Annotated in this window: 22 protein-coding genes and 4 tRNA genes; 8 read left to right on the plus strand and 18 right to left on the minus strand. The window is 51.3% G+C overall.

Annotated elements, in window-relative coordinates; translation table 11 throughout:
* Nucleotides 1-90 precede the first annotated feature (90 nt).
* From rplL to mnmG, 15 genes are all read right to left on the minus strand, one after another.
* Complete coding sequence (rplL, locus tag CPY64_RS17350; protein WP_003800851.1) at nt 91-468, minus strand: 50S ribosomal protein L7/L12; 378 nt, start codon at nt 466-468, stop codon at nt 91-93.
* A gap of 79 nt (nt 469-547) precedes the next feature.
* Nucleotides 548-1072 carry a 50S ribosomal protein L10 gene (rplJ, locus tag CPY64_RS17355; RefSeq protein WP_042489513.1) on the minus strand — a complete coding sequence of 175 codons (525 nt, stop codon included), beginning with the start codon at nt 1070-1072 and terminating at the stop codon, nt 548-550.
* Between the two features lie 234 nt (nt 1073-1306).
* The gene (gene rplA / locus CPY64_RS17365) at nt 1307-2002 is read right to left on the minus strand and encodes a 50S ribosomal protein L1 (RefSeq protein ID WP_042489519.1); all 696 of its coding nucleotides are present in this window, start codon (nt 2000-2002) and stop codon (nt 1307-1309) included.
* Nucleotides 2003-2005: 3 nt separating this feature from the next.
* The gene (gene rplK / locus CPY64_RS17370; protein ID WP_009464323.1) at nt 2006-2440 is read right to left on the minus strand and encodes a 50S ribosomal protein L11; all 435 of its coding nucleotides are present in this window, start codon (nt 2438-2440) and stop codon (nt 2006-2008) included.
* A gap of 67 nt (nt 2441-2507) precedes the next feature.
* Entirely contained in the window at nt 2508-3041 is a 534-nt protein-coding gene (gene nusG, locus CPY64_RS17375) for a transcription termination/antitermination protein NusG (protein ID WP_009464325.1), read from the minus strand.
* Nucleotides 3042-3050: 9 nt separating this feature from the next.
* On the minus strand, nt 3051-3431 hold the full coding sequence (secE, locus tag CPY64_RS17380; protein ID WP_009464327.1) for a preprotein translocase subunit SecE: 381 nt from the start codon (nt 3429-3431) through the stop codon (nt 3051-3053).
* A 45-nt stretch (nt 3432-3476) separates the two neighbouring features.
* Nucleotides 3477-3552: transfer RNA gene (locus CPY64_RS17385), tRNA-Trp, on the minus strand.
* Between the two features lie 95 nt (nt 3553-3647).
* Complete coding sequence (tuf, locus tag CPY64_RS17390; protein WP_054513288.1) at nt 3648-4838, minus strand: elongation factor Tu; 1191 nt, start codon at nt 4836-4838, stop codon at nt 3648-3650.
* 43 nt (nt 4839-4881) lie between these two features.
* Nucleotides 4882-4956: transfer RNA gene (locus tag CPY64_RS17395), tRNA-Thr, on the minus strand.
* 38 nt (nt 4957-4994) lie between these two features.
* Nucleotides 4995-5068, minus strand: a tRNA-Gly gene (locus CPY64_RS17400).
* 56 nt (nt 5069-5124) lie between these two features.
* Nucleotides 5125-5211: transfer RNA gene (locus CPY64_RS17405), tRNA-Tyr, on the minus strand.
* A gap of 597 nt (nt 5212-5808) precedes the next feature.
* Nucleotides 5809-6747 carry a ParB/RepB/Spo0J family partition protein gene (locus CPY64_RS17415; protein WP_042485206.1) on the minus strand — a complete coding sequence of 313 codons (939 nt, stop codon included), beginning with the start codon at nt 6745-6747 and terminating at the stop codon, nt 5809-5811.
* Nucleotides 6748-6776: 29 nt separating this feature from the next.
* Nucleotides 6777-7592 (minus strand): ParA family protein, encoded by an 816-nt coding sequence (locus CPY64_RS17420; RefSeq protein WP_042485203.1) that lies wholly within the window; start codon nt 7590-7592, stop codon nt 6777-6779.
* Nucleotides 7593-7594: 2 nt separating this feature from the next.
* Entirely contained in the window at nt 7595-8266 is a 672-nt protein-coding gene (gene rsmG / locus CPY64_RS17425; protein ID WP_042485200.1) for a 16S rRNA (guanine(527)-N(7))-methyltransferase RsmG, read from the minus strand.
* Nucleotides 8263-10179, minus strand: a complete 1917-nt coding sequence (mnmG, locus tag CPY64_RS17430; protein WP_042485197.1) for a tRNA uridine-5-carboxymethylaminomethyl(34) synthesis enzyme MnmG — start codon at nt 10177-10179, stop codon at nt 8263-8265. Before mnmG ends, rsmG begins: the two co-directional genes overlap by 4 nt.
* An 875-nt stretch (nt 10180-11054) precedes the next feature.
* On the opposite strand from mnmG, the gene CPY64_RS17435 reads away from it, so the two are divergent.
* Nucleotides 11055-12227, plus strand: coding sequence for a methionine aminotransferase (locus CPY64_RS17435; protein WP_042485195.1), 1173 nt, complete (start codon nt 11055-11057; stop codon nt 12225-12227).
* A gap of 1168 nt (nt 12228-13395) precedes the next feature.
* On the opposite strand, the gene CPY64_RS17440 is transcribed toward CPY64_RS17435, so the two are convergent.
* The gene (locus CPY64_RS17440) at nt 13396-14454 is read right to left on the minus strand and encodes a metallophosphoesterase (protein ID WP_042485193.1); all 1059 of its coding nucleotides are present in this window, start codon (nt 14452-14454) and stop codon (nt 13396-13398) included.
* Nucleotides 14455-15455: 1001 nt separating this feature from the next.
* Here CPY64_RS17440 and CPY64_RS19070 point away from each other — a divergent pair.
* The 4 genes from CPY64_RS19070 (at nt 15456) to CPY64_RS17455 (ending at nt 19483) form a co-directional block, all read left to right on the plus strand.
* A complete protein-coding gene (locus tag CPY64_RS19070; RefSeq protein WP_123794692.1) occupies nt 15456-15683 on the plus strand; it encodes a hypothetical protein in 228 nt (75 codons plus the stop codon).
* 256 nt (nt 15684-15939) lie between these two features.
* A complete protein-coding gene (locus CPY64_RS17445) occupies nt 15940-17307 on the plus strand; it encodes a diguanylate cyclase (protein ID WP_042485190.1) in 1368 nt (455 codons plus the stop codon).
* Nucleotides 17308-17526: 219 nt separating this feature from the next.
* Nucleotides 17527-18375, plus strand: coding sequence for an archaetidylserine decarboxylase (gene asd, locus CPY64_RS17450; RefSeq protein ID WP_042485187.1), 849 nt, complete (start codon nt 17527-17529; stop codon nt 18373-18375).
* A 124-nt stretch (nt 18376-18499) separates the two neighbouring features.
* On the plus strand, nt 18500-19483 hold the full coding sequence (locus CPY64_RS17455) for an Lnb N-terminal periplasmic domain-containing protein (protein WP_198501050.1): 984 nt from the start codon (nt 18500-18502) through the stop codon (nt 19481-19483).
* Between the two features lie 215 nt (nt 19484-19698).
* Here the strand turns inward: CPY64_RS17455 and CPY64_RS17460 are convergent, their stop codons facing one another.
* The gene (locus tag CPY64_RS17460; protein WP_042485180.1) at nt 19699-20616 is read right to left on the minus strand and encodes a pyridoxal-phosphate dependent enzyme; all 918 of its coding nucleotides are present in this window, start codon (nt 20614-20616) and stop codon (nt 19699-19701) included.
* Between the two features lie 549 nt (nt 20617-21165).
* On the minus strand, nt 21166-22134 hold the full coding sequence (locus tag CPY64_RS17465) for an IS5 family transposase (RefSeq protein WP_054513305.1): 969 nt from the start codon (nt 22132-22134) through the stop codon (nt 21166-21168).
* Nucleotides 22135-22362: 228 nt separating this feature from the next.
* On the opposite strand from CPY64_RS17465, the gene CPY64_RS17470 reads away from it, so the two are divergent.
* The 3 genes from CPY64_RS17470 to CPY64_RS17480 all read left to right on the plus strand — a co-directional run bounded on the left by CPY64_RS17470 (nt 22363) and on the right by CPY64_RS17480 (nt 24963).
* Nucleotides 22363-22716, plus strand: a complete 354-nt coding sequence (locus tag CPY64_RS17470; RefSeq protein ID WP_021447165.1) for a MarR family transcriptional regulator — start codon at nt 22363-22365, stop codon at nt 22714-22716.
* Between the two features lie 269 nt (nt 22717-22985).
* Nucleotides 22986-23774, plus strand: a complete 789-nt coding sequence (locus CPY64_RS17475) for a PhzF family phenazine biosynthesis protein (RefSeq protein WP_042485176.1) — start codon at nt 22986-22988, stop codon at nt 23772-23774.
* A 163-nt stretch (nt 23775-23937) separates the two neighbouring features.
* Entirely contained in the window at nt 23938-24963 is a 1026-nt protein-coding gene (locus CPY64_RS17480) for a hypothetical protein (protein ID WP_042485173.1), read from the plus strand.
* Nucleotides 24964-25158 lie beyond the last annotated feature (195 nt).

Genomic DNA, 25158 nt, shown 5'->3' on the forward strand with positions numbered 1-25158 from the left:
TCTACAATACTAATTAAAAATCATGGGTTTTCTGGAAACGCAAAAGCCCGGGAAGGCTTGAAACGCATTCCCGGGCATCTATCGATACTCTTACTTGAGCTCGATCTTGGCGCCAGCTTCTTCCAGCTTCTTCTGAGCGTCTTCAGCATCAGCTTTGGACAAGCCTTCTTTAACAGCCTTAGGAGCACCGTCAACCAGGTCTTTGGCTTCTTTCAGGCCCAGACCGGTGATTTCGCGCACGACTTTAATGACGCTAACTTTGTTTGCGCCAACGTCAGCCAGGAACACGGTGAATTCGGTTTGCTCTTCAGCGGCAGCAGCAGCGCCACCGGCAGCAGGAGCTGCAACAGCAACAGCGGCGGCAGCAGCCGACACACCGAATTTTTCTTCCATTTCTTTGATCAGCTCGGACAGTTCGAGCACGGACATTGCGCCGATGGCGTCAAGGATTTCAGCTTTAGTAGCCATTTTTAAGAACTCCAGATATTAGGTAAATGCCAGGTTTGGTAGTCGTTCGCAACGACGAAGTTTCCTGAAGGAAAACTGCTTACGCAGCTTCTTTCTGATCGCGCACAGCCGCCAGGCCGCGAACAAACTTGGTGGGAACTTCGTTAAGCGTACGCACAAAAGTAGCGATAGGTGCTTGCATGGTGCCCAGCAGTTTCGCCAGCAGTTCGTCGCGCGAGGGCATTGTGGCCAGAGCCTTAACACCATCAGCATTCAGAACGCTATTGGGCAGCGCACCGCCCATGATGACCAATTTGTCATTGGTCTTGGCAAAATCTGCAACGACTTTCGCCGCAGCCACGGGATCTTCACTGATGGCGTACATCAGAGGACCCACGAGCTGGCTGGAGATACCGTCAAACGAGGTACCTGCCAACGAACGACGAACCAGCGTGTTTTTCATAACACGCAGGTAGACGCCAGACTCACGCGCTTTTTTGCGCAATACGGTAGCAGAAGCGACGTCCAGACCACGGTACTCGGCGATAATGATCGATTGGGCCTTTGCCAGTTCGGCAGTGACTTCTTCGATGACTACCGCTTTCTCTTCACGATTGAGACTCACGGTTGAACACTCCTTCAAACGATGTCGGGAAGGCTTCCCAACATCAACCGAATGCGGCGCACCTGGACGAGTTCTATAACGAATTCTTCCACGGGCGCCGTCTACGTTGGATGGGGCATTCTGCCCCGATTAAGCACCTGGATGACAAGTCAGCCCAACTGCTCCAACGGTCTTTGACAGCAGTGATCCTGTAAACAGGATCGCAGCCCAAAGTTCTTTTTTTCTAACTGTTGATTAAACAGTCAGAGATGCAATTTCAACACGTGCACCGCCACCCATGGTGGAGGACACGGCAACCTTGCGCAGGTAAACACCCTTGGCAGCAGCTGGACGAGCCTTGTTCAAGGCGTCAACCAGGGCGACCAGGTTGGTTTGCAGCTGTTCAACGTTGAACGAAGCGCGGCCAATGGTGCTGTGAATGATACCGGCCTTGTCGGTACGGTATTGAACTTGACCAGCCTTGGCGTTTTTAACAGCCGTGGCAACGTCAGGAGTCACAGTGCCGACCTTGGGGTTTGGCATCAGGCCACGAGGACCCAGAACCTGACCCAGGGTACCAACAACACGCATGGTGTCGGGCGAAGCGATCACAACGTCAAAGTCCATTTGACCGGCTTTGATTTGCTCAGCCAGATCGTCCAGACCAACGATGTCAGCACCAGCTTCACGAGCGGCGTCGGCTTTTTCGCCTTGGGCGAAAACGGCAACACGCACGGATTTACCGGTACCAGCAGGCAGAACCACCGAGCCACGGACCAGTTGGTCGGACTTACGGGGATCGATGCCCAGCTGAACAGCGATATCGATGGATTCGTCGAACTTGGCAGTGGCAGTGTCTTTCACCAGGGCCAGAGCTTCGGCCACAGGGTAGAACTTGTTGCGGTCGATCTTGGCAGCAATAGCGGCTGCGCGTTTGCTTACTTTAGCCATGACTTACACCACCCCTTCAACGTTGATGCCCATGCTGCGAGCGCTACCAGCGATGGTACGCACAGCGGCGTCCAGATCGGCGGCGGTCAGGTCGGGTTGTTTGGTCTTGGCGATTTCTTCAGCCTGAGCGCGGGTCAGCGTACCGACTTTATCCACGTTAGGACGTGCAGAACCGGATTTGATACCAGCAGCCTTTTTGATCAGGATGGTTGCTGGAGGAGTCTTCATGATGAACGTGAAGCTCTTGTCAGCAAAAGCGGTGATCACCACAGGAATTGGCAGACCGGGTTCCAGACCCTGTGTCTGGGCGTTGAACGCCTTGCAGAATTCCATGATGTTCAGACCGCGCTGACCCAGCGCTGGACCGATTGGAGGGGATGGGTTTGCCTTACCAGCTGGGACTTGCAGCTTGATAAAGCCGACGATTTTCTTCGCCATGCTTAGCTCCTTGCGGGTGATGACGCCTGACGCAGAGTGCGACAGGCTTCCCGGGGGTTGTAATTAATCAGGTCTTTTCGACTTGATCGAAATCGAGTTCAACGGGGGTGGCGCGACCGAAAATAGTAACGGTGACACGAACCTTGTTTTTCTCGTAGTTAACTTCTTCGACGTTACCGTTAAAGTCTGCAAACGGACCGTCCTTGACGCGTACCAGTTCGCCAACCTCGAACAGCACTTTGTGCCGTGGCTTCTCAACACCCTCTTCCATTTGCGACAGGATTTTTTCCACTTCGCGCTCGGAGATGGGAGCGGGACGGTTACCGGAACCGCCCAAAAAGCCGGTGACTCGCGGCGTACTTTTTACCAAGTGCCAGGTTTCGTCGGTCAAGGCCATCTCGACCAGGACGTAACCGGGGTAAATACGTCGCTCTGTAATTGATTTCTTGCCGTTCTTTACTTCAACGACTTCTTCCGATGGAACCAGAATGCGACCAAACGCTTCTTGGAGATCAGCGCGTTCAATGCGCTCCACCAGAGCTTTGTGCACGCTTTTTTCCATGCCGGAATAAACGTGAACCACATACCAGCGTTTGCTCATGTGTGCCCTTTATTTCCAGCCCAGCAACAGGCCATAAATGATCCAGCCGAGCCCTTTGTCAATCAGCCACAACAAGATGGCCATAACGGCAACAAACACAAAGACGATACCCGTCATTTGCGTTGCCTCTTTACGGGATGGCCAGTGGACGCGACGTACTTCCGTGTAGGCATCACGAGAAAAAGCGACCAGGCGGCGGCCTGTATCGCTAAACCAGATGATCAATACGGCGACGATTAAGCTGGCAACAAATACCCCAGCGCGAACCAGTGAATTTTGGCCATCCAGAACGGAATAGCCAACAATACCGGCGGCGACGACTAGGACCGCTAGGCCCAGCTTGATGCGCTCGGAACCTCGGTTAACGGTTTCTACGTTGGTATTCGACATATTCCGACGAGTGACGCCACGCGAGGTGGTGGCGAGTGACTGTGGTGGCAGGGGCAGAAGGAATCGAACCCTCAACCTTCGGTTTTGGAGACCGACGCTCTGCCAATTGAGCTATACCCCTATACCTTGACAAACCGTAGCGCGCTACTTAGCTACGTTTGGCTTTTAGGCAAAAGAGGATATTAACCTCTTTCGCCCAAAATTACTACTCTTTTTTTACTTGATGATTTTTGCAACCACGCCAGCGCCAACGGTACGGCCGCCTTCGCGAATAGCGAAGCGCAGACCTTCTTCCATGGCGATAGGAGCGATCAGGGACACTTTCATCGAAATGTTGTCGCCTGGCAGAACCATTTCCTTGTCTTCTGGCAGCTCGATGGTGCCGGTCACGTCAGTTGTACGGAAGTAGAACTGAGGACGGTAGCCCTTGAAGAAAGGAGTGTGACGACCACCTTCTTCTTTGGACAGAATGTACACCTCGGCGTCGAAGTCAGTGTGTGGCTTGATCGAGCCTGGCTTGGCCAGAACTTGACCACGTTCCACGTCTTCACGCTTGGTACCACGCAGCAGCAGACCGACGTTATCGCCAGCTTCGCCCTGGTCCAGCAGTTTGCGGAACATTTCAACGCCGGTACAAATGGTCTTGACCGTGTCTTTGATACCCACGATTTCGATTTCTTCGCCGACCTTGATGATGCCGCGCTCAATACGACCGGTCACAACCGTACCACGGCCGGAGATCGAGAACACGTCTTCAACAGGCATCAGGAACGTACCGTCAACGGCACGCTCAGGCGTAGGAATGTAGTTGTCCAGCGCTTCGGCCAGAGCCAGAACGGCTTGGCTGCCCAGTGGGCCTTCGTCGCCTTCCAGAGCCAGTTTGGCCGAACCCTTGATGATCGGGGTGTCGTCGCCAGGGAAGTCGTACTTGGACAACAGCTCGCGAACTTCCATTTCAACCAGTTCGATCAGCTCTTCGTCATCAACCATGTCGGCCTTGTTCAGGAACACGATGATGTAAGGAACGCCAACCTGACGGCTCAGCAGGATGTGCTCGCGAGTCTGAGGCATTGGGCCGTCAGCGGCCGAGCAAACCAAGATAGCGCCGTCCATCTGGGCAGCACCGGTAATCATGTTCTTGACGTAGTCAGCGTGGCCGGGGCAGTCAACGTGTGCGTAGTGACGGTTAGGCGTCTCGTACTCAACGTGCGAGGTGCTGATGGTGATACCACGTGCTTTTTCTTCAGGGGCGTTGTCGATCTGCGAGTAATCGCGTGCTTCGCCGCCGTATGCCTTGGACAGAACCGTGCAGATTGCAGCGGTCAGAGTGGTTTTACCGTGGTCAACGTGACCGATAGTACCGACGTTGACGTGCGGTTTAGTCCGTTCAAACTTGCCTTTAGCCATGGCAGACTCCTGAAGGGATAGAACGATATAGAGAAGAGAGATGTGGTGCCCATGACGCGGATCGAACGCGTGACCTCTCCCTTACCAAGGGAGTGCTCTACCACTGAGCCACATGGGCATTCAACTTCAGCCCAGAGTGGCCAAAGATTTTTAACCTGGAGCGGGTGAAGGGGATCGAACCCTCGTCTTAAGCTTGGAAGGCTTCTGCTCTACCATTGAGCTACACCCGCAGACTTTTCTTCACCCTCTCCTAAAGTCGCCTTGCTGGCTGACTCTAGAAAAGTGCTGGTGGTGGGAGTTGGATTCGAACCAACGTAGGCGCAGGGCCAACAGATTTACAGTCTGCCTCCTTTAACCACTCGGACATCCCACCCGAAGCGAAAATCGAATTATGGACATGTTTTATGAAGTCGTCAAGCCTTTTGGGAAGAAAACTGAATAATTCGATGAATTTTTTAAAAAAACCTGATTTTGGGCGCTTTTCTTACTGGATTTGTCACTGTTTTTGGGCCCCCCGGGTACCGTTTATGAATACATTCAAAACCAGGGAAACAGGATGAAATGCGGGTAAACACATAGATTTTTTCCTGTTTTCGGTGCTTATTTTTGTAAGCAAAAGATACATAATCAGGTTTTCCGTTTTAATCCGGCTTTCAGGCTTCTTCCCTACTCTCTCCCTCGCCTCCTTAAGGCTCTCATCCTGCTGTTTTCTACCGGCTTGAGCACAAGCACTCAATCTAAAAATCATGTCGTCATGAACTGCCCCCAAAAAAGGAGGATTGCCGAGCAGCTTTAGTAAAGGGGGTTCATCATTCCAGAAGTTTTTCTAGTTCTCCTCCTTCCTGCTGCTTCTTTTTTGCAAGAAGATGCAGACCATTAGCAAAACACGGCTCATAGCAAAGAAAAAGCCGACCTCTGGTCGGCTTTTTCTACTGCAATCGCATTGCTTTCTGCGTGGCGCGGACCTGGCTCAATCGTCCGTTTGTTCCAGCAAGGACGACAAGCCCTGCTTTTCCAGCAAGGCATTCAGATGTTCCCAGCCATGGAAAGCGATCTGCAGCTGCCCCTTGTCCTTGGCACCAACCTTCAAAGTCACTTTGGTACCCAGATGGTCAGACAGCACTTTTTCAAAGCGCTGTACATCACCATTGCGGCTGGCCTTGCTCTGGGCTTGCTTGCTGGCAGGCTCGTCATCCTCGTGCAGGGCACGGGCAACCAGCTTCTCGGTTTCACGTACCGACAGACGGCGGGCAATCACCTCGTTGGCCAGCATGATCTGACGGGCAGCATCCACGGCGAGCAAGGCACGAGCGTGACCCATATCGATGTCGCCGGCCAGCAGCATGATCTGCACAGGCTCTGCCAGGTTAATCAGACGCAGCAGGTTGCTGGTGGTCGAGCGCGAGCGGCCAATCGCCTGAGCAGCCTGCTCGTGGGTCAGGCCGAACTCGTCCAGCAGACGTTTCACACCTTGCGCCTCTTCCAGCGGATTCAGATCTTCGCGCTGAATGTTCTCGATCAACGCCATGATGGCAGCGTTCTCGTCGCCAACTTCGCGTACCAGGACGGGTACTTCTTCCAGACCGGCAATTTGCGACGCACGGAAACGGCGTTCACCCGCGATGATCTCGTACTTGCCCTTATCTTTGCCCGACAGAGGACGCACCAAAATAGGTTGCATCACACCTTGTGCGCGTATGGATTCGGCCAGCTCGTTCAAGGCGCCCTCGTCCATGCGAGTACGCGGCTGATACACCCCGGCCTTCAGCAGTTTGACGGGCAGGTTGGAAGGTGGGCCATCGCTCACCGCCGCTTCGCCCTTTTTCCCTATGGTTGCGATAGCGCTTGCGTCTGCGCCGAGCAAGGCATCCAAGCCTCGACCTAGACCTTTTGGTTTTCGTGTAGCCATGCTTACATTCCTATTGATTCTTGTGTGCCTTACGCCTTATCGCTGCGGGATTCTTTCTTCAAGCGCTTGATCAGCTCTTTGCCAAAGTCCATATAGGCCCTGGCCCCCCGGGAGTTCTTATCGTAGACAATACCTGGCATACCGTGGCTTGGCGCTTCAGCCAAACGCACATTACGTGGCACTACCGTCTTGAACACCTTATCGCCAAAGTGTGTCTCGATCTGATTGGAGACTTGCTGCTGCAAGGTAACACGACCATCAAACATCACTCGCAGCAAACCAATCAACTGCAAATCCGGGTTGATATTGCGATAGACCCGCTTAACCGTATTGACCAGATCTGACAGCCCTTCCAGTGCAAAGTACTCGCACTGCATGGGGATGATGACCCCGTGCGCGCTGGCCAGGCCATTGAGCGTTAGCAGCGACAAGGTAGGTGGGCAGTCGATCAGCACGAAATCATAATCATCCAGTACCTGTGCCAGTGCCTGTTTAAGTTGTTGCTCGCGCTCTTGCATCTGGATCAGGTCTATCTCGGCGCCCGACAGCTCCCTATTGGAAGGCAAGACGTCATAGCCACCTGTTTCTGAATGTATCTTTACGTTAGAAATACTTTCATCACCAATCAGCACTTGGTACAAATTACCAGACAGACTGTTTTTATCGATGCCGCTACCCATGGTGGCATTGCCTTGGGGATCCAGGTCAATCAACAAAACTTTTTTCTTCAGTACCGCAAGCGCAGCGGCCAAATTGATTGCAGTGGTCGTCTTGCCTACCCCGCCCTTTTGGTTCGCGATACAAAACACATAGGCACGGGGAGATTTTTCGTCGTTTTTACTCATGATTATCCTTGCTGCACCAACCACACTAGACAACGCTGTGCCTCTAGCTCCGGTACGGTTAATGATTCTATTCGTTCGACCTGCCAGTTACTTTCAGATTGCAATGCGGCTATTTCCAAATCAGGTTCTTTACCCTTCATAGCTGCAATGCGCCCACCTGGGCGAACATGCCTGCCTGCCAAATTTACGAAATCAAGCAGCGAAGAAAAAGCTCGGGAAACCACAATATCTGCCTGCATGGGTTCCTGCTGCTCTACACGCACATGCATTGCCGACAAATTGGGCAAGGCCAAAGCCCCAACCATTTGTTGAACAAATGCCATTTTTTTCTCAACAGCATCAATGCAAGTAATGTTCCACGTGGAACATGATGCTGCCAAAACAACACCCGGCAAACCAGCCCCTGACCCTACATCCACAATCCGAACCGATTCTTGCGCCGAGTGATTGCTGCTGGCCAGATAGTTCTGGAACGGGCGGACAATCGACAGGCTATCAAAAATATGTTGCACCAGCATTTGATCTGGGTCACGCAGGGCGGTCAGATTATAGGTACGGTTCCAGCGCTGCAACTGATTAATGTAGTCCAGTAGCTTGCGCACCAAGGCGGGGTCCTGATCCAGGCCCAAATCCAGCAGGGCCTGATTCAGGCGTTTTGAAAAAATATCGCTCATGCCGTTTGTTTGTTTTTTTGCTTGCGCTTCAGGTGTACCAACAATAAAGAAACCGCCGCAGGTGTCACACCCTGAACACGTCCGGCCTGGCCAATGGTTAAAGGCTTGGCAGCCTTCAAACGTTGACGCACTTCAATCGACAATCCTTTGATATCGTCGTAGTCCAGATCCTCTGGAATGGCCTGCTCTTCCAGCGCTGCCTGACGAGTCACCTCGTCCTGCTGACGCGCCACATAGCCGGCATACTTCACCTGAATTTCCACCTGCTCAATATGCACCGGATCTTCCAGACCGGGACCTGCTACCGGCGTGCCTTGATCATTCAGCACGGCCATCAGCTTTGCATAATCCACTTCGGGGCGCTTGAGCAAATCGAAGAAGGAATACTCCCGTTCGATATTTTTACCTAACAGTGCGTTTGCCTGTTCAGCAGGCAAGTTACGGGGGTTCACCCAGGTACCCTTCAAACGCTCGATTTCACGTGCGACCGCATCGCGTTTGCGATTGAAATGATCCCAACGGGCATCGTCCACCAGGCCCAGCTCACGACCGATTTCAGTTAGTCGCTGGTCTGCATTGTCTTCCCGCAGGCTCAAACGATACTCAGCGCGAGAGGTAAACATGCGATAAGGCTCAGTCACCCCACGGGTAATCAAATCGTCTACCAGCACACCCAGGTAAGCCTCGTTACGGCGTGGATACCACTGCTCTTTCTCTTGGGCCAAACGGGCAGCATTCACCCCTGCTAACAGGCCCTGAGCAGCAGCCTCTTCGTAACCCGTCGTGCCATTAATCTGGCCGGCAAAGAACAAGCCACGAATCTGTTTAGTTTCCAGCGTGGGATACAGGGATCGAGGATCGAAATAATCGTACTCAATCGCGTAGCCCGGACGCATGATACGAGCATTCTCCAAACCTGGCAGGCTGCGCACCATAGCCAATTGGATATCGAAAGGCAAGCTGGTCGAGACACCGTTCGGGTAGATCTCGGTCGTGCTCAAGCCTTCTGGCTCCAAAAACACCTGGTGACTGCTCTTGTCTGCAAAGCGATGAATCTTGTCTTCAATAGACGGGCAGTAACGCGGGCCGATACCCTCGATGGTGCCCTGGTCGCTATACATGGGCGAGCGATCCAGACCGGAGCGAATAATATCGTGAGTACGCTCATTGGTATGCGTAATCCAGCACGGCATCTGTTGGGGATGCATGGAAACATCGCCCATATAAGAGAACACCGGAATGGGATCACTATCGCCGGGCTGAACCTCCAGACGGGAAAAATCGATAGTATTGGCATCAATACGCGGAGGGGTTCCTGTCTTCAATCGCCCTTGGGGCAATTGCAGTTCCCGCAAGCGATGCGCCAGGCTTATGGAGGGTGGATCCCCTGCCCGACCTGCCGAATAATTATTCAGGCCTACATGAACCAAACCATTCAAAAAAGTACCAGCAGTCAAAACCACAGATTTGGCTTTGAACTCCAAACCAATCTTGGTGACCGCACCCACTACCCGATCACCTTCCACAATCAAGTCTTCGACTGATTGCTGGAACACCATCAAGTTGGGTTGATTCTGCAGAACCTCACGAATAGCCTTGCGGTACAAAGAACGGTCAGCCTGAGCACGAGTGGCGCGCACGGCTGGCCCTTTGGAGCTATTCAGGGTACGGAATTGAATACCAGCGTGGTCGGTAGCCAAAGCCATTGCCCCGCCCAGCGCATCCACTTCCTTGACCAAATGCCCCTTGCCAATCCCCCCAATAGAAGGGTTGCAGGACATCTGCCCCAAGGTATCCATATTATGGGTTAGCAATAAGGTAGACACGCCGGTTCGAGCTGCCGCTAAAGCCGCTTCGGTACCAGCATGTCCGCCGCCTATGACAATAACGTCAAACTCTTCGGGATAAATCATGACAGAACAGCTAAAAAGTAAAAACCAATTATACGATTACCAGCGATGGTTGTTCCACGTGAAACACATGGAACCAATATCTGTTCCACGTGGAACACAGTTTTTTGCGTAAATACCACTGTGGATAACTTTGTGGAGAAACAGGCCGTTTTTTATCCCCAGGCAACTATCCAGGGAGCAGACCACGCCTTCGAAGATTTTTCCTGCCCATGATACGCCAGGGAGGGAAGCCATAAAAGGCGCGCTTATCAACCTTAAATCTCTTAAAAGCAGCTATCTAAGCGGGTACCCTGCCCCAGGTGGATAAAATCGACTTAAGCAGGAAACAAAATTGTGGATAACAGAGCAATAAAAAGAAATACAGCCTGATGAACAGGAATACCGCTCAACAGTCTGGCGATAAGGAAATTTCCGCTGACCTGAAGAAAATATAAGGCTTCGATTTTTCAATCTGGCTACTTTGACTGCAGGTAAAAATATCCTATGCGCAAAAAGAGAGCGCGCTCAGACAGGGCAGAACTTGCCTGTGACGACAGATACTTTGAAAAATCAGCAGCAACTTGAAACCTGGAGTCTTATCAAGAGCCCGAGTTTAGGACACAGGTTCGGTTGAAAAATTCCCGCAGCTCCAACAGGCATCCGTAGCGAAGTAGCTGGAGAAGAAAAACGGACAGCAGGAAAAGCGGCGCTCTAATCCTATATAGGCAGCAGCTATATCAATGTAAGAAACCGTCCTGAGCGATCGGTTCCACGATCAACAGATCCGTGTGGAATCTATGGTATTTTCGACAAGAATTTGTCTGATACTTCGCCACCCAACCGTTTGCTCAACTTTGAAGCGCGGGTGCATTTTTATTATTCATATCAGTAGACCCATGCAGATCACATCCAAGCTCCCTTCTGTGGGCACCACCATCTTTACCACCATGAGCCAGCTGGCCCTGGAGCACAAAGCCATTAACCTGGGCCAGGGCTTTCCAGACTTCAATCCGGATCCGGCTTTGATTGAGGCAGTACACCAGGCCATGCTGGATGGCATCAACCAGTATCCTGCCATGGCGGGATACCCTGCCCTGCGAGCCGCTATTGCCAGCAAAACGCAGGCTCGTTATGGCCGCCTTTACAAGGTTGATACGGAAATTACCGTTACCAGTGGCGCCACTGAGGCCTTGATGGCCAGTTTCCAAGCCTTTGTGCATGCAGGTGATGAAGTCGTCGTGATCGAGCCCTTCTACGACCTGTATATCCCCGCCATCGAGCTGGCCGGAGGTATACCTGTTGCCGTCCCCATGACAGCGCCTAGCGAAGCTGTGCCCTACTACCGCGTCGACTGGGACCGTGTAGAGCAAGCCATCACCAGCAAGACCCGTATGCTGGTAATCAACTTCCCTCACAATCCGACTTGTACCATCTTGCAGCCCCAGGATCTGGATGCTTTGGAGCAGATTGTAGAAAAGCATCCTTCCTTGATCATCTTGTCCGATGAGGTCTATGAACACCTGACCTTTGATCAGAAAGAGCATCTCAGTCTGGCTACCCGGCCTAGCCTGGCAGAACGAGCAGTCATCGTTTCTTCCTTTGGCAAGACCTTCCACGCTACAGGTTGGAAAGTAGGCTATTGCTGCGCTCCTGCCAGTCTCAGCACGGAAATCCGCAAGGTCCACCAATACACCGTCTTTACCGTTCCCAGCCCCTTACAGGCCGGTCTAGCCACCTATATGCAAGACCCTGCTACCTGGGAGAGCCTACCCGCTTTCTATCAGGAAAAGCGCGATCATTTGCACCAAGGTCTACAAAACACACGTTTTACACCTATGCCCAGTGAAGGGACTTTCTTCCTGCTGGCCAGCTATGAAAACATTTCAGAGCTATCCGAACTGGATTTCGCCAAGCACTTGAACCAGAACTACGGCGTAGGCGCGATCCCCGTCTCTGCCTTCTACCTGAATCCCAATTCTGAGCAGGCTAACCATCGTTTGCTGCGTTTTTGCTTTGCCAAGCAGCCCAACACCCTGGATCAGGCCATTGAACGCTTGAAAAAAGTCTAAACACCTTGCTTTCTGCCTTCATCAAACCGCCGTCAGGCGGTTTTTTTATACCCTGATTTTTGTGGACAAGTACAGTCGTCGTAATCTTGCCTATATCTGCTACAGAAACCCTATAACAGCCATGCGAAACAACGCGCATTACCTGGGCCTCAAAACGCCAACCGCGAACCACAAAACCCACGCCTTGTAACCCGCAAGACGCCAAACGTAAAACAGGCGATTTGTCGTCCCCATACTGTCCTGTTGATAACTTTGGGGGTAAACCTGATTTTTTGCCCAGTTATCGCTTCTTTTCCTTTGATAAAAGAAAGAACCAGCCAGCGTTACAGCTTCTCTGTTTCAGTACCGGCAGCCAGCAAAAAAATCAGCCTCAAAGTTAAAACCACAAAAAATATAGATATAAAACAAGGACTTATTTCAAAATTACACGTTCTTCAAACCTAGCTAAGCTGTGAAAATACACAGTTCACCCAGCTGCTCCAGGCTGAACAAGCCCTGTGCGAGCACAAGTACACGCTTTACCCACAAAATGTGGATAAGTCAAAAATTCAAACAAGATTGACCTAGTACAAGTTTCAGGCTCAGCAATCCCTGCAGCCATAGCAAATTCTTGGCCAAACACGTCGTCCAGATAGAACTCCCCTCTTTTGCCAATCAAAGCCTTTGCTTGAGTTTTTCTCATGTTGAAAGAAAACTCAGAGGCGTGACAGCAAAGTTGATCGTGCACGGTTCTGAAAATTTATTTTCAGCCTTTGCGGCTCAAATTTCTGTATGCAAAAGTCGCATAAGCCAGCGTTGAGCGAGATCGTGATTTTTGTTCATGGACTGCATCTTAGTCGAGAACTTTTGGCTTGCAAAGAGCAGGTCCCTGGTCTTCAGGGAGTTGAACTTATCTTATATAACAAGCACTTAAATCTTTTATTAGAATTATTGGATGGAGGCCTGTTGATAAGTCGAACAAGTGTCTTTAGCAATGATAAAACAAGAGCTTAGCGGTTTTTTTTCCGGGGATAGATCTAACGCTTACCGGTGGATGGTTTAGGTACAACTTTTAGACTCCACAAAGAAGTACCTACTTATGCCTTATGTATCCACACCCTGTTCACAATGCCCTTCCTAGAGCTTATCCACAGAAAAGAAAATTGTAACAGCAGGAAGAAAAGCGGATTTAGCGGGTTGGCTGCGTAAAACCGGTGTCCGTCATGATGATTTTCTCTGGCCAACGCAAAGCAGCCAGGTGAAAAGCCGAGTCTTCAGGCGCCTGGTCCTTGCGACGATCGCGCCAACGAGCCCCAACAGAAAAGTCCACGCAAAACGTGTTTTTCTTTGCGCCGTGCCAGGAAAATGGATCTATATCCTTGAATAATAAGGAGTATTTAGACATTTTCGCTGTTGGTTGAGGAAAGAGCTGACGCCAGTAGTGGCCAAAAACGACCGGAATATCGTCCTGGTAGCTGTTCCACCAAGGGGTACGGTCGGAAAAACGCCAACGGTTGCCAGCAAAAAATGGGCGATCCGCGGGGCCTTCGGTTCCGGAAGTCAGCAAACGGATGGGGTTGAAGTCATTTTTGACCAAATCGTAGTCAATGTAGGCCTGCAATAACGGCATCAAGGCCTTTGGATCTTCAATTTTTTCTTTCCATTCCTGTTTTGCAGCCAGATATTTATTCAGAATTCCTTTTTCTTCTGCATAATTATCAGCTTTACGCTCGCATTCAAAGAAAAAATCAAGAAAATCTTCGCTTTTTACCGATCGAATTGCATCAATAGCTGGATTATTCCAGGCGGCATGCACAATTCTGAGGTCACTTCTTTCCAATGCAATGGGTAGTGAGCTTAAAAACTTTCGGATTTCGTCTCTATTTTGAGGTTTTGCGCACTTAAATGGCGAGTAATTCTTTAAATCTGACTGATATCGCTGATCAAAATACCAGCCTGAACCATCTTTTGCATCGTCTATCAGTAGATTGATTTCATGATTACCTAATATTCCTTTTGCTTTATTATTATTTATCAAGGACTTAAGGTACTCAATTACAGCAGGGCTGTTTGGACCGCGATCACAATAATCTCCAACGAATATCAGGCTACGTTGCTCCGGGTGAGAGCCATCTTCCTGATAACCCAAGTTTTGGATCAGTTGTTGCAAGGCCTGAAGCTCTCCATGTACATCACCGATGATGTCTAAAGAACCAGCAGGTAAAGGCTGTACAAGAAAGTTGGGCATGGGTGAAGAGATCTTTATTTAATAATAACTATATATATAACTGGTAATGGATAATGGGTGTCTGTGGATAAGTGGCATAGCTGAGAATTTTTCTTTAATTTCAACATCTTATAGACCACTTTTGCCTGTGTATCACCCCGAGGGAGTCGGTGGACCGAAACTGGACAAAATTTGAGGTCTTGAAAGACAGGCAACTTATCCCCCTTTCATCCACAACACGTCCACAACAGGCCCTCTTGGAGCTTATCCACAGGGGGCCAAAGCCAGTAGCTGCCTTAAATATAGCTTTTTTGCCCAGTCCTTGACCGATTTTCTGGCCGAATTCTGCCTGCCTGGTGCGTCTGGATGAGCTGATGTCGATGTTTGCACCAACGCCATGTTGGAGTGCGAATTAAGCCTTTATAATATCCACAAATTATTCACTTTCTTATTAACCGCATATTTTCCTGGGTTTCATATTTCCATTTTTGGTTTAATCTATTTTGTTAATAAAATTGTGGATTTCTTTTTTATTCAGACCTGTGGATAAGTCGGGCTATCACGACTGTTATTAGTCTTCTTTGGTTCAAACAAAAATCTGTTTTTGTAATTCAGTGTTTTTTTTTTGGTTGCAATCTTTATTGTTATCTTCGAAAAATAAAAAAAATAGCAACCCTGTTTATTATTTTTAAAATCTGGCTGGATTGCTTTCTTTTTTATTTATCTTACTTTTATATAGACAGGTTTTTTTGATTAATGTTTTTCTAAAAAAAGCAGCAATTAATCAATAGGTTGAATTTTTTCATCTCTGTCCTCCAGTTTTTTCTTTGATTATCAATTGATTCCTTTCCGGGCTTTGTAGATAAAGTTCGCTCTTCTTTAATAAAAGAATGGCTTGGGGCAGAGCAATAAACATTGAATGATCAGGTTTAACGGTGGAACCTATCTGCCGACCCGACCCGACCCGACCCGACCCGACCCGACCCGACCTGGCGTGATGTGATGCGGCCAGCTACGGGCATATGGATCTGGATGTTTTCTCAGTATTGGATATAAACCCAGCTTCTTTCCTGGCCTGCTTCAGCTTCTTCAGCCTGGGCATGCTTGATCGGGCTGTACTCAGTCCGGATGCCGAGCGTGGCTTTTTGGCGATAACGGGTAGTTTGTTTGGTCAGCTATCTGCTTTGACAGGACAATTTGCTCACCGTGGAACTTTCAGGGCGTTTGGGCCGACAAAGCCTTGGGTTTGAATTGCAGATCGCCGTCAAAGTAAGGCGGAACGGGCGTTTGCTTGCGTGCAAGGACAGCGTGCTGCTGCGCTGGTCGGTGGAATCATCCATTTATCTTTAAGGGGTATGTTTTTTCCTTGTGAGCAGCAGGGGTATTCTCCTGCTAGCCCGCGGCCTGTATCGCTATAAGAAATAGCGCGAAATCTCCCCTCATGTAACAATTGCCGCCAAGGCCGTTTAATCCTTAAGCATCGTCTCGCTACTCACCCCGTACTTCATGTCTCAACCGAATATCGAAGAAGCCGCTCAGGACTGGCACGGCTTGCTCCAGAAAGTGCCCCTGGCGGTCCGTGCTCATGTGCTGACTATCACTCAAGATAACCAGGACGAGCTTGCAACCCATTTTTATACGCATATGCTCAAGCACCCTGCCGCGCAGGTGTATCTGTCGCATGAACAGGTACACAAGCGTTTGCATCGTTCCTTGCGCAGTTGGTTGGTTCAGCTGTTTTCGGTGGATGAACACAGTGATATGCAGGATCAGGTCAAGCTGCAAAATCAGGTTGGCGAGGTCCACGCTCGGGTCGGGGTGCCAGTTCATCTGGTGCTGCGTGGTGCACGCTTGCTCAAGGGGCGTTATGCCCGTTTTTTATTTGAGTCTTCGACTATCAGCTCCGAGCAGGCCTGGGAGTGCTATCGCTATATTCAGAACTTTATTGATCTGGCGATGGAGCTGATGAGCCATGCCTACGCCAATTCGCGCGAGCGTAAATCCCGTGCTGAAGAGTCTTATCGCCTGTTTGCCATTGTGCAGAACGTGGCGGCCGAACGTGGCCGGCAGCGTGCCGCGCTGCTGGATTGGGAAAACCTCTTCATGTTTGCAATGGCCGTTAACAATGGTGTGACGCCAGCCCCGCGGATTGGGGACTCGGACTTCGGTATCTGGTTCAAGCATAAGGGCGCCCATGCCTTCCAGGGCACGGTAGAGAGCCGTGAGATCCTGGATCTGATGAACGTGATTGATACCGAGCTGATGCCAGCTTTTGAGCAAGGGGACGCGAAAGGGCAGATTCTGCGCTTGCACGAGCTGCGGGATCGAACCCGCGCGATTGGCTTGCATCTGGATCGCTTGTTTGAGCAGCAAAACGAGCTGGAGTCTGGCCGGGACGTGTTGACCCGTCTGCTAAGCCGCAAATACCTGCCTGTCGTGCTTAGCCGGGAAGTGGGCTATGCCCAGCAGCGCGGGTCGCGTTTTGCCCTGCTGGCCGTGGATATAGACTTTTTCAAACGTGTCAATGACACCTATGGGCATGACGCGGGCGATCGTATCCTGCGCCAGTTTGCCGAGCTGCTTAGCAATAGCGCTCGTGCCGGTGATTATGTCTTCCGCCTTGGGGGGGAGGAGTTCCTGCTGGTACTGGTTGATGTGGATGCGGATGGAGCGATGCGTGCCGCCCGTAACTTGCGTCTTCGCATTCATGCAGAAACCTTCAGGGTTGTGGATGGAGAAAGCATGAACATCACGGCCAGTATTGGCGTGGCCTTGTATGATGGCCACCCCGATTACGAACGTACACTGCGCCGGGTTGACCGCGCCTTGTATCAGGCGAAAGAAGAAGGCCGTGACCGGGTCGTGTACGTTTGACCGGACAGGCTGATCCGCCCTTTTATGTCGTATGGCGGCAACCTGTGCTACAAGTGCGTATTGTTTTGTTCCTGCCAGTGTTTGGCGTCTGATTCTGGACTGTGCGTGGCCTTTGAAATGATGGCCCCGGCCTGATGTGGTGCGCCAGACACAATTACATTGAATGGCATAGACGCTTTGGCCTCAGGCTGAAGCAGGATTTGTTTGCGAGCTGATTTTATGCATCCCCGTTTGGCTGTTCTTCCCCAGTACCTGCTCCCTAAACAGGCTCTGACCGAGTTTCTAGGCGGCTTGGCCTCCAAGCCCATGGGTGGGCGTACGACCTGGGCTATCAAACGCTTTATCGACCGCTACCAGGTCGACATGAGCGAGGCGGAAAACTCCGATCCAGCCAGCTACACCACCTTTAACGAGTTCTTTGGCCGTGCCTTGCGTCCGGGCGCCCGCCCTATCGCGGATACGGCACTGGTCAGCCCTGTTGATGGTGCGATCAGTCAGCTGGGTTTGATTCAGGGCGCGGAGGTGTTCCAGGCAAAAGGCCACAGCTACTCCACGACGGCTTTGGTGGGAGGCGATGCCCAGGAGGCTGCCCGCTATCAGGATGGGCTGTTTGCGACCCTGTACTTAAGTCCTAGCGACTATCACCGGGTGCACATGCCCTGCGCGGGTGTGCTCAAGCGCATGATTCATGTGCCGGGCGATTTATTCTCGGTCAATCCCACGACAGCGCGTGGTGTTCCCGGCCTGTTTGCCCGTAACGAACGTGTGGTCTGCTTTTTTGATTCCGAGCAAGGCCCTTTCGTCCTGGTGTTGGTGGGGGCGACGGTAGTGGGCAGTATGGTCACCGTCTGGCATGGTGTGGTGAATGCCGCGCGCGATGGCAAGATTCGCGAATGGAATTACGAAGGTCAGAATATCGTCCTGGAAAAGGGACAGGAAATGGGCCGATTCCTGCTGGGGTCTACCGTGGTGATGCTGTTTCCCAAAGAAAGCGCGTATCGCTTCGATCCAAGCTGGCAGCCGCAAGGCGTGATCCGCCAAGGTCAGGCGATGGGCTATCAGGGCTAAACCCTGTTTCCCTGTGAATAAAACCTGTGTTCAAGTGGACACAGGTTTTTTTTTGGCCGTTCAGCGGTTAAAAGCAATCTGTATTCAAGATGTTTGTGGAGTGAGTATGAAAAGGTGGGGGACGATGGTGATCAAGATTTTGGTCCTGTTATTGGTCTTGGCAGTAGCGGCCTGGGGGACGCTGGCACTGCAATTTCAGCTGTCGGCAGGTCTGGGACGCTGGCTGGCACTGGCCGGCTGGATAGCGGTGGCGATATTGAGCCTGTATGCCCTGAGCAAGGGCAAGAACTGGCTCTTTGTACCTCAGGCGCTGGGCTTTCTGGTGCTGGTGGGCTGGTGGAGCAGTATTGCGCCCAGCAATGACCGGGAATGGGCGCCTGATGTGGCCAGAATGAGCTATGGCGAGGTAAATGGCTCGATTGTGACCCTGCACAATGTGCGCGACTTTAATTGGCGCAGTGAAACCGATTTTGACGAGCGCTGGATAAAGCAGGACTACGATTTGCAGACGATCAAATCGGTAGATATGTTCCTGTCGTACTGGATGGGCCCGGTCATCGCGCATACCTTGGTGTCCTTTGGCTTTGAGGACGGTCGCCATGTGGTGTTCTCAGTAGAGATCCGCAAGGAAAAGCATGAGGCTTTTTCTGCCATCGGTGGCTTCTTCAAGGACTTTGAATTAAGCCTGATTGCGGCGACCGAACAGGACATTGTGCGCACCCGCAGCAATGCTCGTGGTGAGGACGTGTACATGTACAGCGTGGATTTAGACAAACCCGCCATGCAGGCCCTGTTCTTGTCTTATGTGGAGCAAGGCCAGCAGTTGCAGACCACTCCCCGCTTCTACAACACTTTGACGGCTAACTGCACCACTATTGTTTACGACATGGTCTCCAGGATTGTGGATGGTGTGCCTTGGGACTGGCGCGTGCTGGCCTCGGGCTATTTGGCTGAGTATGTGTATGGTCTGAATGCTTTGGCCCCAGGCCATAGCTTCCAGGAACTGAAGCGGCTGGGCTATATCAATCCCAGGGCCTTGTCGCAGCAGGAAGGGCAGGATTTTTCAGCCCTGATTCGACAGAATTTGCCTCTGGTAAAGCCTTTTTAAGGCTGTTTTAGGTGCTTTTGTTCCACGTGAAACATATGTTTTGCTTTTTATGTTCTGATAATTAGATCGTTTTCAGAATGAGAAATAAACAAAAAAACCCATCATGTGAAAATAATATGATGGGTTTTTTTTTAGACTATTTTTCGTGCTTACAAGAATGGAGTTTGTATAAAAACAGTCCTTTTTTTTAATGTCCGAGTTCTGCCAAGGCAGGCTCAAGGTGTGGCCCGCCACTGCACCAACTGTTCCAGTGTCATGGTGTTACCACCACACACAACAACCAGAATGTTTTTATAAGGTGCCAGTGCCTCGTGGTCCAGGTACAAGGTCGACAAAGCCGCGCCGCATGCGGGTTCGACCAGAACGCGGTGGTCGGTCAGAAAACGCAAGCACGCGCTGACGGCCTGGGCATCACTGACCTGAATGCAGGTGGTGGGATGGGATTGGCTGATGGCATAGGCCTGGTCACAAACCCGTGGTGCCCCCAGCGAGGTGGCGACCCCGCTTACTTCGTCTAGTGTGATGTGCTGACGTTGTCGCACCGACTCGCCCAGGCTGGCCGTGCCCTCGGTTTCCACAGCAATAATGGTGGTCTTGTCCCAACCCTGTTCTCGCAGGCCTTGCGCGACACCGCTTAGCAAGCCACCTCCCCCTACCGCCAGCAAGACGGCATCGGGTTGCACGCCCATTTGGGCGACTTCAGCAATCAGGCTGGCGTGGCCTTCCCACAGCAAAGGATCGTCAAAGGGATGAATCAGGGCATCGTCTTCTTGCACCAGGGTCAGTGCATATTCATGCGCTTCCTGCCAGTTCTTGCCCACCACGTGAAGCTCGGCTTTCTCCCGTTGAATCAAGCGTCTGGCGTGTTCGCTGGTGCTTTCGGGAACGACAACAACAGTAGGTATGGTCAGGCGGCGTCCCGCATAGGCAACGGCAATTCCCGCATTGCCGCCTGAAGAAATGATGAAGCGCTTCTTTCCTTGCTGGGCATGGTGCTGGCACAAGTGGCCAATTCCGCGAATTTTGAATGAACCGCTAGGCTGAAGCGCATCCATTTTCAACCAAACTTGTTTACCAAGTGGATCGCTCAAGGCGTGTGAATAAATAAGTGGTGTCTCAAGGTGAAGAATCATTTCTTATCGTTCCAGATTTTATAGTGATCTGAGGGGGCGCATGGGACGCTCAGAGCCCTGTTCCCCACATTTTATCGGTCTGAAACTCGTGTGGCTAAAGTTCTTGGGCGGTGTTTTGTGTCTGTCAGAGCATGCAGACAGAAAATTGTTTGTAAAGGATGTGTATATCAAAGCCCCCGGTTTTGTAACTGCGCTGGTTCCTGGCGCCAAGTTTCTTAATTAGCGTTTAATGTGAGGCAACTTACTATCTACCTGTTTGTCTGCACCTACTTACAATTTCGCTTCTTCCGGAGCGTAGTGTTCAAGCTAAATCAAGGGCTTATCTGATAAAATTCCAGACAAATCGCCCGACTCAAGACCCCTTTCCGCAGGGAATTCAGGCCCGGTCTTAAGCGTTTAATTTTAGGGACGGTCTGATCAATCAGCCAGCCGACCCAAATTCCCCACTGGTTGTCGCCTGATTTCAGAAAATCAGAAAAAAACGTCCAAAATCCCGATTTTCCGTTGTGTTTTCGCTCAGAATAGCCCTTTTCCGGGCCTTTTGATGTCCTATGGGCGCACCTCTGCCATCAAATGTCGTCGCGCCATCCACAGATTGCTCAACGTGAACAGCGTCAGCAACTGCGCGGTGTTTTTCGCCAGCCCCCTATACCTCACCTTCGTGTAGCCGAACTGCCGTTTGATCACCCGAAACGGATGCTCCACCTTGGCCCGCAGGCTGGCCTTGGTGTATTCATAGGCGTCTTGCAACGATTGCACCGTCTTGCTCAATCTCTTGCGCAGGCTCGGGCGCAACGCAATATGCCACTGCACATCGCGCCCCTGGTGCTCTTCGCGCTTGCCCACACCTTGATAGCCCGCATCACCCAAGACCAGTTCTTCCTCACCGTGCAGCAGCCCATCGACCTGCGTCACATCCGCCACGTTGGCCGCGGTACCTACCATCGAATGCACCAGGCCCGTATGCAGATCGACCCCAATGTGCGCCTTCATGCCGAAGAAATAGTTATTGCCTTTCTTGGTCTGGTGCATCTCGGGGTCCCGCGCGCCCTGGGCGTTCTTCGTCGAGCTGGGCGCATCGATGATCGTCGCGTCCACAATCGTTCCCCGGCGCACCATCAGCCCATAGTCTTGCAGCAGCAGGTTCACGCCTTCGAACATTTCTTCGGCAATGTTGTGCTTCTCAAGCAGGTGACGAAAGTTCAGAATCGTCGTCTCGTCCGGCGCACGACCACCGGGCAGCTTGGCGAACTGGCGCATCGAAAAACTGTCGTACAACGCCTCTTCCATCGCCGGGTCGCTCAGGTTGAACCATTGCTGCATGAAGTGAATCCGCAGCATCGCCTCAATGGGATACGGCTGGCGACCCACCTTGCCTTCTTGCGGGTAGTGCTTGGCAATCTCACCGGCCAGGTAATCCCACGGCACCGTGCGATCCATCTCGTTCAAGAACTTCTCACGGCGTGTCTGCTTGCGCTTACCGGCAAATTCCGCTTCAGAAAAACTCAGTTGGCTCATGATGAACAGACTCGTGAGGGTGTGACAGACGAAGTTTACCGTTGCGCGGGGGAATTGTTCAGAGATTCCTTAGGTGCATGATAAGCGCCAAAACTCATTCCAATCACTCGGGCCATAAAGCAGGGTTGTTTTTTGCTTTGCCTGATCGGAATAAAAACAATAATAACCAGAACTTATTTCTAGAAAAGACGCTGTTGTAGCGGCTCTTAAAGGAATAAAGATTTTGTTATGAAAACTGCCACCAGACCTGCTGATATTTATATGCGTTTTTTGCAGCTCGCCGATTCGCTGCATACCCTGCCTTGCCTGCCCTGCCTGGACCCGCTTGAAGAGCGCATCCTGGTGCTGGTTGCCAAGGCATCGAAAGACTGTTTGCGTTTGTCGGTACGCGATGTCATGGCCGTAGAGCGGCTGGGATCGCCCGCGACCATACACACCCGACTCAAGTCCATGCGTGAGAAAGGCTGGATCGTCCTCAGTGACACGGAGGACACACGCCGCAAGCAAGTCGACTTGAGCCAAGCTGCCCTGCTGCATTTTGATCGACTTTCTGCCTGTCTTTTAGAAGCGGCCAATGTCTGACTGCACAAATGACGCGCTGCGTCGTTGTGTGTAATGGCAGGACTGGAAAAATAAGCTTTGGCGCTTGCGCTAATAAGCTGGACGCGCTCGGGTCCCGATAATGGAATGCAAACAAGCGTTTGTCGAAAGCGTGCGCGTGCTCGGCGCTTAAAAAAACGAAATGGGCTGGCTGTATTAAAACAGGCCCCTATTCCATAGATTTACCTGCCTTCAAAGAGTCTATTTTTCTATACTGAGGACTCACCTTGAATTCCATGCCTGGAGGCAGAATGCGCTTACCTATCTATCAGGTTGATGCCTTTACCGACACCTTGTTTGCGGGCAATCCTGCCGCTGTCGTGTTGTTGTCCGAGTTTCCTGACGATGCCCTGATGCAGTCGATCGCGCGGGAGAACAATCTGGCTGAAACTGCCTTTCTGGTGCCGCAAGGCCCGGACTTTCGCTTGCGTTGGTTCACCCCCACGGTAGAGGTGCCCTTGTGTGGTCACGCTACCTTGGCCAGCGCTGCTGTCGTGCTGCAGCATATGCGGCCACAAGATAGCCAGGTGGTGTTTCACACGTTGAGTGGTGCCTTGACGGTGCGCCGTGACGAGGCAGGCTATGTCATGGATTTTCCTGCACGCCCGCTTACTCGTGTGGATGATGATCCCAGGTTGGAAAAAGCCTTGGGGACCAAGATTACGCAACTGTGGCGTAATGACTTTACCCATTTGGCTGTGGTGGAAACAGAGGAGCAGGTGCGACAGCTGCAGATAGATACGGCAGCCATGATGGCGGTCGGTTATGAAGGATGTATTGTGACTGCGGCGGGCTCGGGCCAGTTTGATATTGTCAGTCGCTTTTTTGCGCCCGGTCATGGCATTGAAGAAGATCCCGTGACGGGTTCGGCTCACTGTGCCTTGTTGCCTTATTGGGCGCCTCTTTTGGGAAAAAACCAGTTGCTGGCCTATCAGGCTTCCGAGCGTGGGGGCGTGCTGGACTGCACCTTGGATGGCGATCGCGTCTTTCTGAAGGGTCAGGCCGTCATGTATATGGAAGGCTTTATACAGGTCGCTTAAGGCAGTACTGAATGGTTTAAACAGGCACAGCGGCGCGGTGCCTGTATTGGTAACACATCTTCGCTTTTTTATCGTTCTGCCCTGTCAGCACGGTAGTCAGCAAGACTAGCCATGTATTTTTCGGCTTTCTTTATTGCGACTTTTTATGATTTTTTGATCTCTTATGATTCCTGTCGCTCCATTTTCTTTGATTTTCTTGCTGATCATTACGCTTGGGCCACTTGCACTGTTTATTGTGCTGGTCTGGGCTGTTTTGCTTTTAGTGCAACCACAGCGCCGGGCAAACTTCAAGAAAAAACCCTGGCCAAGAATACTGTTTTTGCTTCCCTTGTTGGTATTGGCAGCTTATTACAGCGTTTTTCAATGGGAGAGCTACCAGTTTGAAAAAAAACAGCGACGGGAGCTGGCTAGCCGACAGCATGTTTTAAAAGAACCAGGCCGCTTTGCCGGTGTTGATATGCCCACTGGAACAGAGTTGGAGCTGAACGTCTGGGGTGACCCGGACAGCGTGTCATGGGCCCGTTTTCCAGAGGCGGTGATGGTGGGCAATGCTCCTGTGCTGTCCTTCGAGCGCCCCCGGCCCGATCTGCAAAACTCCAGCTGGAAACTGCATCTGGCAGGCGATACAACGCTGGAGGGTTGGCAGTGTGATGGCAGTCAAGTGCTTGAAATGGAACAGGATTCTACGGTGGATACCGGCTTTCGCTTTGTCAGCTGCTTTTTGAGTAAAGGGAACCGGATTACAGGCTGGAGTCCCTATGCGGCGGCTTCCAATATGAGTTCTGCTCCGGACTTCATTCTGGATTTGCCTGCTGGAACCTTGGTTCAGTCCCGACCCGACGGGACCTTGTACACCAATGGAGAGCGGGATCAGGATCGCTGGATGCTGCGCGTTGAGGCAGAGGGTTTACAGGTTCATGCCTGGAATTTGCCTTTGGAGCGTGCCTATTTCTCAGTCGATAAAAATAAAGATCTTCTTTATCTCTCTCAAGCGCGGTTGGCCCAGGAAATTCAATTCGGTGGATTTACCTATCCAGCTGGTACTTGGGTATCCACACCCAACTATCGTTTCTACCCGCAGTGGCCTCTTTTATTGAAAATGGTATTACCGGCCGGTGAGGGTTCGGATCAAGGTAAAGAACAATTTCACGAGTTGCCTGGTGGCCAGATTTTGGACAGATTTCACTAGTTAACGGCCCGCCCCAGGCTTTTTTTACCTGTAATCTGCATTTTTTTTGTAGTGAGTGTAATTAAATAAGGCGAATTTGTTTTGATTGGCTCAATTTGAGTTAATGTAAGCATTTGAAGCGATTGTATAAAATAAAAACGCATCGTTTTCAAAAGCAGGCAGCTAGAGAGTGGGTGGCTACTGGTTTCCTTTCCT

Origin of the sequence: Alcaligenes faecalis, assembly GCF_002443155.1 — a bacterium.
GTDB lineage: Bacteria > Pseudomonadota > Gammaproteobacteria > Burkholderiales > Burkholderiaceae_B > Alcaligenes > Alcaligenes faecalis.

Excerpts from the sequence above, each read along its gene's own strand:
- CPY64_RS17470 (WP_021447165.1), top strand. The coding sequence starts at position 22,363 with ATGAAAACTGCCACCAGACCTGCTGATATTTATATGCGTTTTTTGCAG.
- CPY64_RS17475 (WP_042485176.1), top strand. The coding sequence starts at position 22,986 with ATGCGCTTACCTATCTATCAGGTTGATGCCTTTACCGACACCTTGTTT.
- mnmG (WP_042485197.1), bottom strand. The coding sequence starts at position 10,179 with ATGATTTATCCCGAAGAGTTTGACGTTATTGTCATAGGCGGCGGACAT.
- rplK (WP_009464323.1), bottom strand. The coding sequence starts at position 2,440 with ATGGCGAAGAAAATCGTCGGCTTTATCAAGCTGCAAGTCCCAGCTGGT.
- CPY64_RS17420 (WP_042485203.1), bottom strand. The coding sequence starts at position 7,592 with ATGAGTAAAAACGACGAAAAATCTCCCCGTGCCTATGTGTTTTGTATC.
- CPY64_RS17455 (WP_198501050.1), top strand. The coding sequence starts at position 18,500 with ATGGTGATCAAGATTTTGGTCCTGTTATTGGTCTTGGCAGTAGCGGCC.
- asd (WP_042485187.1), top strand. The coding sequence starts at position 17,527 with ATGCATCCCCGTTTGGCTGTTCTTCCCCAGTACCTGCTCCCTAAACAG.
- CPY64_RS17465 (WP_054513305.1), bottom strand. The coding sequence starts at position 22,134 with ATGAGCCAACTGAGTTTTTCTGAAGCGGAATTTGCCGGTAAGCGCAAG.
- rsmG (WP_042485200.1), bottom strand. The coding sequence starts at position 8,266 with ATGAGCGATATTTTTTCAAAACGCCTGAATCAGGCCCTGCTGGATTTG.
- rplA (WP_042489519.1), bottom strand. The coding sequence starts at position 2,002 with ATGGCTAAAGTAAGCAAACGCGCAGCCGCTATTGCTGCCAAGATCGAC.
- CPY64_RS19070 (WP_123794692.1), top strand. The coding sequence starts at position 15,456 with ATGGATCTGGATGTTTTCTCAGTATTGGATATAAACCCAGCTTCTTTC.
- CPY64_RS17415 (WP_042485206.1), bottom strand. The coding sequence starts at position 6,747 with ATGGCTACACGAAAACCAAAAGGTCTAGGTCGAGGCTTGGATGCCTTG.
- secE (WP_009464327.1), bottom strand. The coding sequence starts at position 3,431 with ATGTCGAATACCAACGTAGAAACCGTTAACCGAGGTTCCGAGCGCATC.
- CPY64_RS17480 (WP_042485173.1), top strand. The coding sequence starts at position 23,938 with ATGATTCCTGTCGCTCCATTTTCTTTGATTTTCTTGCTGATCATTACG.
- nusG (WP_009464325.1), bottom strand. The coding sequence starts at position 3,041 with ATGAGCAAACGCTGGTATGTGGTTCACGTTTATTCCGGCATGGAAAAA.
- CPY64_RS17460 (WP_042485180.1), bottom strand. The coding sequence starts at position 20,616 with ATGATTCTTCACCTTGAGACACCACTTATTTATTCACACGCCTTGAGC.
- CPY64_RS17435 (WP_042485195.1), top strand. The coding sequence starts at position 11,055 with ATGCAGATCACATCCAAGCTCCCTTCTGTGGGCACCACCATCTTTACC.
- CPY64_RS17445 (WP_042485190.1), top strand. The coding sequence starts at position 15,940 with ATGTCTCAACCGAATATCGAAGAAGCCGCTCAGGACTGGCACGGCTTG.
- CPY64_RS17440 (WP_042485193.1), bottom strand. The coding sequence starts at position 14,454 with ATGCCCAACTTTCTTGTACAGCCTTTACCTGCTGGTTCTTTAGACATC.
- tuf (WP_054513288.1), bottom strand. The coding sequence starts at position 4,838 with ATGGCTAAAGGCAAGTTTGAACGGACTAAACCGCACGTCAACGTCGGT.
- rplL (WP_003800851.1), bottom strand. The coding sequence starts at position 468 with ATGGCTACTAAAGCTGAAATCCTTGACGCCATCGGCGCAATGTCCGTG.